The 14,026-nt window shown below is 44.6% G+C and carries 14 protein-coding genes; all 14 read left to right on the top strand.

Annotated elements, in window-relative coordinates:
- The first annotated feature begins 2 nt into the window (after window positions 1-2).
- Window positions 3-551 carry a hypoxanthine phosphoribosyltransferase gene (gene hpt / locus SLH55_RS21040; RefSeq protein WP_219170399.1) on the top strand — a complete coding sequence of 183 codons (549 nt, stop codon included), beginning with the start codon at window positions 3-5 and terminating at the stop codon, window positions 549-551.
- A gap of 103 nt (window positions 552-654) precedes the next feature.
- Window positions 655-2,616 carry an ATP-dependent zinc metalloprotease FtsH gene (gene ftsH, locus SLH55_RS21035; protein WP_219170401.1) on the top strand — a complete coding sequence of 654 codons (1,962 nt, stop codon included), beginning with the start codon at window positions 655-657 and terminating at the stop codon, window positions 2,614-2,616.
- A 511-nt stretch (window positions 2,617-3,127) separates the two neighbouring features.
- Window positions 3,128-3,895: a type III pantothenate kinase gene (locus tag SLH55_RS21030; RefSeq protein ID WP_219170403.1), complete on the top strand. Its 768-nt coding sequence runs from the start codon at window positions 3,128-3,130 to the stop codon at window positions 3,893-3,895.
- Between the two features lie 19 nt (window positions 3,896-3,914).
- Complete coding sequence (gene hslO, locus SLH55_RS21025) at window positions 3,915-4,793, top strand: Hsp33 family molecular chaperone HslO (protein ID WP_219170405.1); 879 nt, start codon at window positions 3,915-3,917, stop codon at window positions 4,791-4,793.
- A gap of 28 nt (window positions 4,794-4,821) precedes the next feature.
- Entirely contained in the window at window positions 4,822-5,703 is an 882-nt protein-coding gene (locus SLH55_RS21020) for a peptidyl-prolyl cis-trans isomerase (RefSeq protein ID WP_219170407.1), read from the top strand.
- A 237-nt stretch (window positions 5,704-5,940) separates the two neighbouring features.
- Complete coding sequence (gene cysK / locus SLH55_RS21015) at window positions 5,941-6,867, top strand: cysteine synthase A (protein ID WP_219170409.1); 927 nt, start codon at window positions 5,941-5,943, stop codon at window positions 6,865-6,867.
- Window positions 6,868-7,008: 141 nt separating this feature from the next.
- Window positions 7,009-8,412, top strand: coding sequence for an aminodeoxychorismate synthase, component I (gene pabB / locus SLH55_RS21010; RefSeq protein WP_320324404.1), 1,404 nt, complete (start codon window positions 7,009-7,011; stop codon window positions 8,410-8,412).
- Window positions 8,409-8,993, top strand: coding sequence for an aminodeoxychorismate/anthranilate synthase component II (pabA, locus tag SLH55_RS21005; protein WP_219170413.1), 585 nt, complete (start codon window positions 8,409-8,411; stop codon window positions 8,991-8,993). Before pabB ends, pabA begins: the two co-directional genes overlap by 4 nt.
- 3 nt (window positions 8,994-8,996) lie before the next feature.
- Window positions 8,997-9,866, top strand: coding sequence for an aminodeoxychorismate lyase (gene pabC, locus SLH55_RS21000; protein WP_320324403.1), 870 nt, complete (start codon window positions 8,997-8,999; stop codon window positions 9,864-9,866).
- Window positions 9,867-9,870: 4 nt separating this feature from the next.
- On the top strand, window positions 9,871-10,692 hold the full coding sequence (folP, locus tag SLH55_RS20995) for a dihydropteroate synthase (protein ID WP_320324402.1): 822 nt from the start codon (window positions 9,871-9,873) through the stop codon (window positions 10,690-10,692).
- Window positions 10,685-11,044, top strand: coding sequence for a dihydroneopterin aldolase (folB, locus tag SLH55_RS20990; protein ID WP_320324401.1), 360 nt, complete (start codon window positions 10,685-10,687; stop codon window positions 11,042-11,044). The genes folP and folB overlap by 8 nt, the downstream gene beginning before the upstream one ends.
- 1 nt (window position 11,045) lies before the next feature.
- Complete coding sequence (gene folK / locus SLH55_RS20985) at window positions 11,046-11,570, top strand: 2-amino-4-hydroxy-6-hydroxymethyldihydropteridine diphosphokinase (protein ID WP_219170421.1); 525 nt, start codon at window positions 11,046-11,048, stop codon at window positions 11,568-11,570.
- Window positions 11,522-11,746, top strand: coding sequence for a helix-turn-helix domain-containing protein (locus SLH55_RS20980; protein WP_219170423.1), 225 nt, complete (start codon window positions 11,522-11,524; stop codon window positions 11,744-11,746). Before folK ends, SLH55_RS20980 begins: the two co-directional genes overlap by 49 nt.
- A 312-nt stretch (window positions 11,747-12,058) precedes the next feature.
- Window positions 12,059-13,555, top strand: a complete 1,497-nt coding sequence (gene lysS, locus SLH55_RS20975) for a lysine--tRNA ligase (protein ID WP_320324400.1) — start codon at window positions 12,059-12,061, stop codon at window positions 13,553-13,555.
- Window positions 13,556-14,026 lie beyond the last annotated feature (471 nt).

Below are 14,026 nucleotides of genomic sequence, written 5' to 3'. Positions count from 1 at the left end.
CATTGTTAAACCAAGATATTGAGAAAGTGTTAATTTCAGAAGAAGAACTTCAAGAAAAGATTAAAGTGTTGGGTGCACAATTAACAGAGGAATATCAAGACCGCTTTCCTTTGGCAATAGGTGTGTTAAAAGGTGCAATGCCATTCATGGCTGACCTTTGCAAGCGTATGGATACACATATGGAAATGGATTTCATGGATGTATCCAGTTACGGGAACTCTACTGTCTCTTCAGGAGAAGTAAAGATTGTGAAAGATTTAGATACGAAAGTGGAAGGCCGTGATATCCTCATCATTGAAGATATCATCGACAGCGGATTAACATTAAGCTATCTGGTTGAGCTTTTCCGTTATCGTAAAGCGAAATCCATCAGCATTGTCACTCTGCTAGACAAGCCAAGCGGCCGTAAAGCAGACATCAAAGCAGACTACGTAGGCTTTATCGTTCCTGACGAATTCGTGGTCGGATATGGCCTTGATTACGCTGAGAGATATCGTAATCTGCCGTATATCGGTGTTTTAAAACCAAGAGTGTATACAACAGGAGAATAAGTATATTCTAAAGAGGAATCTTGTAAGTGCAATTTGTTGTAATGCCATGATTTTCTATGATACTATTTTACTTAGTTTGTTTACCCGTGGGAGGAGGTAAGGGATGAACCGGATCTTTCGAAACACCATATTCTATTTACTGGTCTTTTTAGTGATCATAGGTGTGGTGAGTTATTTCAGCAACAACAACGAGCCAACCAAAAATATCGAGTACAGTACATTTATTAATAACCTTGAAGACGGAGACGTTTCTTCTTTTTCAATTCAACCTGGCAGAGGTGTTTATGAAGTAAAAGGACAGATGGAAGGCGCTAAAGAAGGAGAGTACTTCTTGACTTATGTCCTTACCACAGATGGAAAACTGATGGATAAGATCAATGCGGCTGCGTCAGAGCAGGGCATCGATGTGGAAGTTTTACAGGCCAAGGAAACAAGCGGCTGGGTATCTTTCTTCACGACCATCATTCCGTTTGTCATCATCTTCATTCTGTTCTTCTTCTTACTTAACCAGGCTCAGGGCGGCGGAAGCCGTGTCATGAACTTCGGTAAGAGTAAGGCTAAGCTTTACAGTGAAGAGAAGAAGAAAGTCCGCTTTAAAGATGTAGCCGGAGCGGACGAGGAAAAGCAAGAGCTTGTAGAGGTAGTGGAATTCCTTAAGGATCCACGCAAGTTCTCCGAAGTGGGTGCCCGTATTCCAAAGGGTGTCCTTCTAGTGGGACCTCCAGGTACAGGTAAAACCCTACTTGCACGAGCAGTCGCTGGAGAAGCGGGAGTTCCTTTCTTCTCGATCAGTGGTTCCGACTTCGTTGAAATGTTTGTCGGTGTCGGTGCGTCTCGTGTACGTGACTTATTTGAAAACGCGAAGAAGAATGCACCATGTATCATCTTCATTGATGAGATTGATGCAGTCGGTCGTCAACGTGGAGCAGGCTTGGGCGGAGGTCACGATGAGCGTGAACAAACCCTGAACCAGTTACTTGTTGAAATGGACGGTTTCGGCGCGAACGAAGGAATCATCATCGTCGCTGCAACGAACCGACCTGACATTCTGGATCCAGCATTATTGCGTCCAGGACGTTTCGACCGTCAAATTACAGTAGATCGTCCTGACTTAAAAGGCCGTGAAGCTGTTCTTAAAGTACATTCTCATAATAAACCGCTTGATGATTCAGTGGATCTAAAGGCGATTGCGATGAGAACACCTGGCTTCTCCGGTGCCGATTTAGAAAATCTTCTGAACGAAGCAGCACTTGTTGCAGCACGAGAAGATAAGAAGAAAATTGATATGCGCGATATCGATGAAGCAACGGACCGTGTCATTGCAGGTCCTGCCAAGAAGAGCCGCGTCATTTCTGAAAAAGAACGTAAAATTGTGGCATTCCACGAAGCGGGTCACACCGTGATCGGGTTAGTCCTTGATGAAGCAGACATGGTACATAAGGTGACCATCGTTCCTCGTGGCCAAGCAGGCGGTTATGCCGTTATGCTTCCTAAAGAAGATCGTTACTTTATGACGAAGCCTGAGCTTCTTGATAAGATCACCGGCTTACTCGGTGGTCGTGTGGCAGAGGAAATCATCTTCGGTGATGTTTCCACCGGTGCACACAATGACTTCCAACGTGCAACTGGAATTGCCCGTAAAATGGTCACTGAATACGGTATGAGTGATAAACTCGGACCGCTTCAGTTCGGTCAATCACAAGGTGGTCAAGTATTCCTGGGCCGTGACATCAATAGTGAACAAAACTATTCAGATGCCATCGCTTATGAAATTGACTTAGAAATGCAGCGTCTAATCAAAGACAGCTATGAGAGAGCGAAGCGAATCCTTACTGAGAATCGCGACAAGCTTGAACTCATCGCCAAAACATTATTAGATGTCGAAACATTGGATGCCGCTCAGATCAAGTCTTTAATGGATCACGGCAAACTGCCGGAACGCACATATGAATCCGACCAGGATAACGGTGACGTGAAGGTGAATATCCAAAAGAAAAATGAAGAGAACGTGATTGAAGAAGACACGGCTTCTAAGGAAGACGATACTAATTCTGATCGCACGTAAATAAAGAAGGATGCATCCATTCGTGGGTGCATCTTTTTTGTATTGTGCCGGGCAGAGTTTGGATTAGATATTTTGTTGATTTGGGAAATATTGTTTAACGGCTGGATTATGTTCTGTTTCGGCCGGATCTTTCTTTGAATCGGCTGGATTTTCAGCGATTCTGGCTGAATAAAGAAGTATTTCCGCTGGATTATTCCAGAAAACGGCTGGATTCTGCTGACACAGGGGTTGTCATGGTTCACTGGGCCCAAAAAACCGCCTTTCCTGCCCATTCATCTTATGCTTGTCGGATCTGGCCAAGCCGGTTCCGCTTTTGTTTCATCCAGCTCCAGGGCTTAGAGGCTCGAGGTCATAAGCTAAACATGCCCAAAAGGCAAAAACCCGCCTTTTAGTCATGTTCATCTTATGCTTGTCGCCTCTGTGCAAAGCCCTTGCGCTTTTGTACCTATTCTAAATAAATTATGGTATGATGTTGGCAGTGTGAAAACAATTGGCTTAGTAGGTGAGGATATTGATTTTTGTAATGGATGTAGGGAATACCAATATCGTGTTTGGTGTGTATGAAAATGACCACTTAAAATATCATTGGAGAGCTGAAACGAATCGACATAAAACGGAAGATGAGTTCGGGATGCTTGTAAAGAATCTGTTTGAGCATGTGAATCTGACGTTTGAAGAGATTGACGGGATTATTATTTCTTCCGTTGTTCCTCCAATCATGTTTAGTTTAGAACGTATGTGTGAGAAGTATTTTCATATCACTCCACTGGTTGTTGGTCCAGGGATCAAGACTGGTTTAAATATTATGTATGAAAATCCAAGGGAAGTCGGAGCGGACCGAATTGTGAATGCTGTCGCTGGCATACATGAATATGGTGGACCTCTCATCATCGTTGACTTTGGAACAGCCACAACGTATTGCTATATCAATGAGGAACGACAATATATGGGTGGTGCGATCGCACCGGGAATAGGCATATCAACGGAAGCCCTTTACTCGAAGGCGGCCAAACTGCCAAGGATTGAAATTGCACGTCCAGAGCAGATCATCGGAAAGAATACCGTTACAGCCATGCAGGCGGGTATCCTTTATGGGTATGTTGGACAAGTAGAGGGTATCGTTCAAAGAATGAAAGCACAAAGTAAGAAAGAACCAACGGTCATTGCGACGGGAGGATTAGCAACACTGATATCGAAAGAATCCAATAGCATCGATGTCGTAGACCCATTCCTGACATTAAAAGGGCTGAAATTAATCTACAAGAGAAATATGAGCTGAGAAGAAAGGAGCTTCAACCATGAGCGACTATTTAGTGAAAGCATTAGCCTATGACGGGCAGGTCCGTGCTTATGCAGTGAAAAGCACGGATACAGTAGGAGAGGCGCAACGAAGACATGATACATGGCCGACTGCATCAGCAGCGCTGGGCCGGAGCATCAGTGCCGGTGTCATGATGGGCGCTATGCTGAAAGGTGATAATAAATTAACGATCAAAGTAGAAGGTGGCGGCCCGATCGGTGCCATCCTGGTGGATAGTAATGCAAAGGGGCAAGTGAGAGGGTACGTGACCAATCCTCATGTGCACTTCGATTTGAACGAGCACGGAAAGCTTGATGTCGCCCGTGCGGTTGGTACGACCGGAACTTTATCGATTGTCAAAGATATAGGAATGAGGGATCATTTCTCAGGTCAGGTTCCGATCGTTTCTGGGGAGCTTGGAGAAGACTTCACGTATTATTTCGTAACATCCGAACAAGTGCCTTCTTCCGTAGGGGTGGGTGTCCTGGTGAATCCCGATAATACTATCCTTGCAGCAGGAGGATTCATCCTGCAGCTTATGCCTGGAACAGACGATGCAACGATTACGAAGATTGAAGAACGCCTGGCTAAAATTCCTCCAATCTCGAAATTGATTGAAAAAGGGCTTACGCCTGAAGAGGTATTGGAAGAAGTACTGGGAGAAGGGGAAGTCAAAGTACTGGAAACGATGCCGGTGGAATTTAAGTGCCAATGCAGCAAAGATCGCTTTTCAAATGCCATCATCAGCTTAGGCGAGCAGGAAATCCAGGAAATGATCGATGAAGATGGCAGTGCGGAAGCAAGCTGCCACTTCTGTAATGAAGTGTATGTGTTTTCTAAAGAGGAATTAGAAGAACTGAAATCAAGCGCAGAGTAATAAATCACGTCCAGGGAGATTGGGAGAAATGAGAATTAAACGATCTGTACTCATGGGTATCATCGGGGTGCTCCTTGTCACCAACCTGATCACACTTGTGTGGAACTGGTCTTCAGGTAAAGTCGGTACACCGGAAGTCGTGGCATCGGTTGGCGGTGAGTCCGTAACCCGGGAGGATTGGTTGTATTCACTTGAACAGCAGCATGGTAAAGAAGAGCTTCGGGCACTGATCAATCAAAAGGTGATTGAACAATTAGCAGAGAAATATGATATTGATGTGTCGAATAAAGAAGTAGAGCAAGAATATTATCTGATCCAATCCGTGTATAATGCGTATGACGAAGAGAATTTCGAGGATGAAGAGACGTTAAAGAAGCAAATTAGATCTGAGTTATTGTTGGAAGAGCTTATTACGAAGGATGTTCAAATTCCTGAAAAAGAGTTGGAGAAATTCTACACCCAAAATGAGGATCAATATTCCATCCCTAAAATGTACAAGCTTAAACAGCTGAAGGTAGCGGATCGTACCGAAGTAGAGCAGGTAATTGAAGAACTGGATGCCGGGTCAAATTTTGAAGCGCTCGCCATTGAGCGCTCAATTGATGAGCAAAGCGCACATTTAGGAGGAGACATAGGGTATGTTCCACTTGAGGGGGATATTCTTTCTGATGAAGCGAAAGGTGAAGTGGAACCTCTGTCACAAGGTGAATGGACGTCTCCGATTCAACAGGATGAAGGGTATGTCATCTATTATGTAGACGACATCCTGAAGGAAAGGCATTTTGCGTATAAAGATGTAAAATCACAAATTCGCAGACAGATTGCTTTGGAACAAGTTGAAACGCCTCTGAAACCGGAATCCTTTTGGGATGAAATGAAAGTCGATTGGTTTTACGGTAAGCATGAATAAAAGGGGGAGCTGACCTACAATTGGTCAGCTCCTTTTACATAGTTCTTTCCGTTTCAACGAAACATAGGATAAGTGTCATGTGCATATAAATGTAGGTGAGTGATAGAGTAAGGGGACCGGTGGCTTGAGGTAAATGGGAGCCTTCGGAAAGGAAAGCAATATCGTTGACAAATTTATTGAATATTGTTACATTTTATTAAAACCAACAAATTTACTTGGAATTAGGAGTGATGAACGGTGAGGATAGCCAATTCAATTTCAGAATTAATAGGTCAAACTCCAGTGGTAAAACTCAATCGATTAGTTGATGAAAACAGTGCGGATGTTTATTTGAAATTAGAATATATGAATCCGGGCAGTTCTGTAAAGGATCGCATTGCCCTAGCGATGATCGAAGCAGGCGAAGCGGCAGGAACGATTAAACCGGGAGATACGATTGTGGAACCGACGAGTGGAAACACGGGCATCGGCTTGGCCATGGTCGCTGCGGCTAAAGGGTACCGCTCGTTACTCGTCATGCCGGACACGATGAGTATGGAACGACGGAATCTGCTGCGCGCGTATGGTGCAGAATTGGTATTGACACCAGGTGCTGAAGGAATGGGAGGAGCCATACGTAAAGCAGAAGAATTAGCGAAAGAGAAAGGCTACTTCATGCCGCAACAATTTAAAAATGAGGCCAACCCTAAAGTCCATCGGGAAACAACGGGTCCTGAGATCGTAGAGCAAATGGGCGATCAACTGGATGCCTTCATTGCCGGTATCGGTACAGGTGGGACGATAACAGGAGTGGGAGAAGTCCTGAAAAAGCATTACCCATCCGTTGAACTATATGCCGTCGAACCATCGGATTCCCCTGTGTTGTCGGGAGGAAAACCTGGCCCTCACAAAATCCAGGGAATCGGTGCGGGATTCATTCCGGATATTCTGAACACGGAAGTATATGACCATATTATTCAGGTGGATAAAGATTCAGCTTTTGACTATGCAAGAAGAGCGGCGAAGGAAGAAGGGATCCTGGGTGGTATTTCCTCCGGTGCAGCCATCTATGCAGCCCTTGAAGTGGCGAAGGAGTTAGGTAAGGGTAAAAAAGTACTCGCCATCATCCCAAGTAACGGAGAACGCTATCTAAGCACCCCTCTTTATCAATTTGACGAAGAATAAGAATACGATTGCGGATCCTGAAGAATTTCAGGATCTGTTTTTTTATGTTGATTGGTCAAGAATTTCAATTTTTTAACGATGAAACCATGCGAAAGTTCATGTATCATGAAGGGAGATAAAGATTAGGAGTGTGAGGGGTCAGTGCAGCACCTATATTTTCATAAAAACCATTCAACTAAAGAGCAATTTTTTGCAGCATACGAACAGCTTAGTCAGCAAGAGACACATCATATTTTGCTAGAAAGTGGACGGGGTGGACAATATAGTGTTGCCGGACTACGACCTGACGTCATTTTACAAAGTGTTCCGGAAGGGTTGGAAATACAAGACCTATCCGGAACTGAAACCATACTTGGAGATCCGTTGATTCAGCTTGAGAAATGGATGGAGCCCCTTCGAACGGAAAGAAGGAAAGATCTCCCGGACTTTCAAGGAGGAGTGATCGGGTTTATAAGCTATGATTATGCAAGAAAGATTGAAAGTCTCCCTTCACTCGGACGTGATGATCTGGAAATACCTGAACTTTATTTCTATTATTTGAAGCAATGGGTGGTCTTTGATCATGAGGAGAATTGTATGTGGACGATGATTCTGTCTGATGAAGAACCGGAATTAGCTGAAACAATGCTTGCACATTGGACGGGTTCTTGGATGGATGCCCTCTCATCTATGGAAGTGACAGGGAAACCTCCTGTGCATCACGAACCGGCTGAAATTGAAGTCTCGATGGGAGAAGGAGAATTCTCAGAGGCAGTGAAGAAGATTCAGTCTTATATCTCAGACGGGGATGTCTTTCAAGTCAATCTATCCGTCAGGCAGTCTCAGCAATTGAAGGTCGAGCCTTATAGGGTATATCAAAAGCTTCGGGAATTAAATCCGTCGCCTTATATGAGTTATATTCACAGTCCCGATTTTCAAATTGTATCCGGATCACCAGAACTGCTTGTGAAGAAAAAAGGAACGGAAGTAAGCACAAGGCCGATTGCTGGTACACGCTCCCGCGGCAAGGACGCCGAAGAGGATGAGAGACTTGCCTCTGAACTGATCAACAATGAAAAAGAAAGAGCCGAGCATGTCATGCTTGTAGACCTGGAACGCAATGACCTGGGACGGGTGTGCCAATACGGGACAGTAGAAGTGAATGAATTCATGGTGATCGAAAAGTATTCCCACGTCATGCATATTGTGTCTAATGTAAGAGGGACTCTGGATGAAACCAAAACGGGAGCAGACTTGATCAGGTCTGTTTTCCCCGGGGGAACGATTACTGGTGCACCCAAAGTGAGGACGATGGAAATCATCGAAGAACTCGAACCGGTCAGACGGGGCATTTACACAGGATCCATTGGCTGGATCGGTGTGAATGGCGATATGGAATTGAATATCGTCATCAGGACGATGCTTGTAAAAGAAGGAAAAGGTCATATCCAAGCAGGAGCAGGGGTCGTGATCGATTCCAACCCAGCGTATGAATACAAAGAATCTCTTAAAAAAGCAAAAGCACTATGGGTAGCAAAGGCGATGGCGGAAGGAGAAAATCTATGATCCTCATGATTGATAACTATGATTCATTCACTTATAATCTCGTGCAATTTTTAGGGGAGCTTGGGGAAGAGCTGATCGTTAAACGAAACGATGAGATCACCCTAGATGAAATTGAATCTTTATGCCCTGATTATCTGATGATTTCACCAGGACCCTGCAGTCCGAACGAAGCGGGTATCAGTCTTGAGGCCATCCGAACGTTTGCCGGGAAGATTCCGATCTTCGGCGTCTGTCTCGGCCACCAGTCGATTGCCCAGGTGTTTGGCGGCGATGTTGTGCGTGCCGAACGGTTAATGCACGGAAAGGTCTCCCCGATGATCCATGATGGAAAAACGATCTTCGAGGAAATGCCGGATGGGTTCAATGCAACGAGATATCATTCCCTGATCGTAAAACGGGAAACCCTGCCAGATTGCTTTGATATTTCAGCCCAAACGGCACAAGGGGAAATCATGGCGATCCGGCATAAGTATCTGCCTATCGAGGGAGTACAATTTCATCCCGAATCCATCATGACAGAGCAGGGGAAACGGCTGTTACTGAATTTCCTGAATGCATATAAAAAAGTCGGGTTGGTCTGATCCATGTATGTGTATTTAAATGGCAAGATCGTTCATGCATCAGAAGCAGTCATCTCTCCATTTGATCACGGATACTTGTACGGTATGGGAGTATTTGAAACGTTCCGAACGTATGACGGTCATCCGTTTTTGCTAAAGGACCACTTAAAGAGGCTTACTGCCGGCATGAAGGAAATGAATATCGAGGCAGACCTGGATGAGGAAAAAATCCGGCGTATCATCACGGACCTGTTAAAAAAGAACGGCCTCAAGGATGCTTACTGCCGTTTCAACATTTCTGGCGGCCCAGGGGAGGTCGGGTTAAGGACCAGCCCCTATGAGGATGCAACTGTCATCCTGTTTCAAAAAAACTTACCCCATTCGGTACCGTTAAAAGAAAAAGAAGCGGTGTTTCTAAACGTAAGGCGAAATACTCCTGAAACGGCTGAACGCCTGAAATCCCACCATTACCTGAACAATATGGCGGCCAAAAGGGAGATCGGGGCATCAATGGATAAAGAAGGGATCTTTCTGACGGGAGATGGACACCTTTGTGAAGGGATCACCTCCAACCTCTTCTGGTTAAAGGACGGAGAATTATGTACCCCATCGGTGGAAACCGGATTGCTAAATGGCATTACCCGTCAGTTCATCCTTGCTCTTTCCGGCATACTGGATATGCCTGTACGGGTGGGGATGTTTGAAGAAGCAGACATCCTTAAAGCCGATGAAGTGTTTTTCACGAATTCTGTTCAAGAAATCGTTCCGGTTAACAAGTTGAGTTCTACGCGTTTTCCGGGGGCAAACGGAAAGTATGTCGGGCTCTTTCATGAACAGTACGAAAAATATAAACGACACTTAAATTCAATTGAGGAATTAAGAAAGGGGGAATGATGAAATGAAGTGCGGTAAATATGAACTTGATTTTTCCAGGAAGACTCTCATCATGGGAATATTAAATATCACGCCCGACTCGTTTTCGGACGGAGGATCTTTCAATGAGTTAAGCATGGCGGTAGCGCGCGCGAAAGAAATGGTGGCCATGGGTGCGGATATCATTGATATAGGCGGGGAGTCTACCCGTCCCGGGCACCGATTCGTTCCTGCTGAAGAAGAAATATTACGGGTCGTCCCGATCATAGAGGCGATCTCTCAAGAAGTGAATGTCCCGATCTCCATCGACACGTATAAGGCTGCAACGGCACGAAAAGCCCTCGAAGCGGGAGCAAGCATCATTAACGATGTGTGGGGTGCGAAAAAGGATCCAGAAATGCCACAAGTCGCTGCGGAGACAGGTGCCCCCATCATCCTCATGCATAACCGGGACAACCAACATTACAGCCACTTCATGCGGGATGCGATCCAGGACCTGCAGGAAAGCATCTTTCTGGTGAAAGAAGCGGGTGTGAAAGACGACCAAATCATCCTCGATCCTGGCATTGGTTTCGCCAAAACAGTACAATTGAACATAGAAATGATGAGAAACCTGGATGTCCTTGTTTCACTGGGGTATCCTGTGCTCTTGGGAACGTCACGAAAGTCTGTCATTGGACAAGTGCTTGATCTGCCGGTGGAGGAACGAATGGAAGGTACGGGAGCGACGGTATGTTATGGAATTCAAAAAGGCTGCCAGATCGTGAGGGTCCATGATGTAAAAGAAATGGCACGCATGGCGAAAATGATGGACGTATTAGTCGGGAAGGAGAATATGAATGGATAAGATCCTATTGAATGAGATGGAGTTTTACGGCTATCACGGTGTGTTCCAGGAAGAAAACAAACTTGGACAACGTTTTCGTGTTAGCGTAGAGTTGCATTTAGATTTAAGGAAGTCCGGACAAAGCGATCAGCTTGAAGACTCCGTCAACTATGCGGAGATCTATTCCATCACTAAATCTGTTGTGGAGGGAGTGCCCAGGAATTTAGTCGAAGCGGTGGCTGAAGACATCTCTTCCCAAATCCTAGAAACATTCAAAGTCGTAAAGAGCTGTAAAATTACACTAATCAAGCCTGACCCGCCTATTCCTGGTCATTACCAATCGGTGGCAGTGGAGATTAATAGGAGTCGATAGGATGAATACTGCATATATTTCCCTTGGTTCCAATATGGGGGACCGTGAGAGTTATTTAGAAAAAGCCATAAACATTTTAGGCAGTCATGGTAAGATAGAAGTAACGAAACGATCCTCTATGTATGAAACAGACCCGGTAGGATTTACAGAACAAGATCAATTTTTGAATATGGTCATCGAAATTCGTACCAGTTTAAGTCCAGAAACTCTATTACATCAGTGCTTGCAGGTGGAAATCGACCTTGGAAGGGAAAGGGAGTTCAAATGGGGTCCGAGAATCATAGACCTTGATATTTTACTCTATAATCGCTTAATGGTTGAATCAGAGGATCTTCTCATTCCTCATCCAAGGATGCAAGAAAGAGCATTCGTATTGATTCCGTTATTAGAGGTGGCTCCGCGTATCGAGCACCCGTCCATTAATGCCCCGTTCGTTGAATTTCTGGACGAAATACCTGACAGAGAAGGAGTTCGGTTATGGAAACAGATAAATGGGGAAGACGCATTCGTGCATTCAGAAAGCTAAAGGGCTATACCCAGGAAGGTTTGGCTAAGGAATTGGACATTTCCGTTTCAGTCCTTGGAGAAGTGGAAAGAGGGAGCCGGGTACCGAAAGAGGACTTCTTAGTGGAAGTAGCAGAGGTGTTGAACATACCACTGCAAGACCTCATCCCGCAGGAAGAAACTCAGCGCAGCGAGTGAATCGACTTAGTCGAGTAATATACAGAAATAGATATGGGGGTAAGAGCTTTGCTACAGGCAGTAAAGCCAGTTGAATGCCGGTTGATTCACCTGTATATCTTTTTATGTTATCCTAGAAAAGGCTTGAACCAATTCGTGACACCGTCACCAGGTTGGATCGGCCTTTTTTGGATTTTTTCAATCACTTTCTAACCCCTGATCGTGTGTTTCTGAAATAACTCATACTTTAGGGGTGTTACAAACATAGATATTGTGTAAAATAGTATGGTATATAATCGTATTAGTCTAGTAAAGCAAGCAGATAGAATAGGAGTGAAACATATGAGTCACGAAGAAATCAATGACCAGCTTCGAGTCAGACGCGAAAAAATGGAGGCCATCCGTGAAAAAGGACAGGATCCATTCGGTAAACGTTATGATCGTACACACAGTTCATCTGAGATCAAATCTCAATTTGATGAATTTTCTAAAGAAGAGTTAGAAGAGAAAGATATCAATGTAACCATCGCAGGTCGTATCATGACCAAACGTGGAAAAGGAAAAGCAGGATTTGCACATTTACAGGACCTTGCTGGACAAGTTCAGATCTATGTCCGTAAAGATGCAATCGGCGAAGAGGCCTATGAGCTGTTCAACACTGCAGACCTTGGGGATATCGTTGGGATTACGGGTACAGTTTTCAAAACGAAGGTAGGAGAACTTTCTGTTAAAGCGAAAGAGTTCCATCTTTTGACGAAGGCACTTCGCCCGCTGCCTGAGAAGTTCCATGGTTTAAAAGACGTAGAACAACGCTATCGTCAACGTTACCTGGACCTTATTACAAGCCAGGAAAGCAAGGAAACATTCATCGCCCGCAGCCGTATCATCCAATCAATGAGAAGATACCTGGATAACAATGGCTACTTAGAAGTAGAAACACCAATGATGCATGCCATAGCAGGAGGAGCATCTGCCCGCCCGTTCAATACACACCACAACGCTCTTGATATGCCATTATTCATGCGTATCGCAATCGAGCTGCACCTAAAGCGCCTGATTGTTGGTGGACTTGAAAAAGTATACGAAATCGGACGTGTATTCCGTAACGAAGGTGTCTCAACAAGACATAATCCTGAGTTCACGATGATCGAACTTTATGAAGCATATGCAGACTATCGCGACATCATGGCTCTAACTGAAAATCTTGTCGCTCACATCGCGAAGGATGTTTTCGGTTCAACTACCGTTCAATATGGAGAATACGAAATCAATCTTGAGCCTGAGTGGACCCGTCTTCATATGGTAGACGCGGTTAAAGAGCATACTGGCGTAGATTTCTGGCAGGAAATGTCCGACGAAGATGCTCGTGCCCTTGCCAAGGAACACGGCATCGAAATCAAAGACAATATGCAATATGGTCACGTAGTGAATGAATTCTTCGAACAAAAAGTAGAAGATAAGCTGATTCAGCCTACATTCATCTATGGTCACCCAGTGGAAATCTCTCCACTTGCGAAGAAAAATGATGAGGACCCACGTTTCACTGACCGCTTTGAGCTATTCATCGTGGGCCGTGAACATGCCAATGCCTTCACGGAGCTTAATGATCCGATCGATCAAAGAGAACGCTTTGAGGCACAGTTAAAAGAGAGAGAAGAAGGAAACGACGAAGCCCACATGATGGATAATGACTTCATCGAGGCGCTTGAATACGGTATGCCGCCAACAGGTGGCCTGGGAATCGGGATCGACAGACTGGTTATGCTGTTAACGAATTCCCCATCCATCCGTGACGTATTATTATTCCCATTAATGCGTCATCGTGACTAATAGGATATGAAAAACAGCCGGGGCATTAGCCTCGGCTGTTTTTTTTGAATCTCAATAACGAGCATGGTAGTTACTAGCATTGTGCACTCATTAGGAAGAAAGACTCTCTTTCCTCCAGCTGGCATTACGGTAAAGTGAATAAAAACAGTGTCGATTGACGGATATTAATCATTCAGCAAAAAAGAATCAATAAAACTCTTGCGCACGTTTATTTATGGTGGTATAGTATTATCTGTTGCCGCAAAACGCGACAAACAACACAAAAAACTTTTTAAAAAAAGTTATTGACTCGAACGAGTTGATAATGTAATATTTAAAGGGTCGCTTCAAACGAAGCGCTTGCACATTGAACCTTGAAAACTGAACAAAACAAGACAATAACGTCAACGTTAATTCTAGATTTATTTTAAGAGCTATTCAAACTTTTATCGGAGAGTTTGATCCTGGCTCAGGACGAACGCTGGCGGCGTG

The organism is Rossellomorea sp. YZS02 (assembly GCF_033963925.1).
In the GTDB taxonomy this organism is placed as follows: domain Bacteria; phylum Bacillota; class Bacilli; order Bacillales; family Bacillaceae_B; genus Rossellomorea.
The sequence above is the reverse complement of the archived record's forward strand: the minus strand, read 5'-3'. Positions and strand labels throughout refer to the sequence as shown.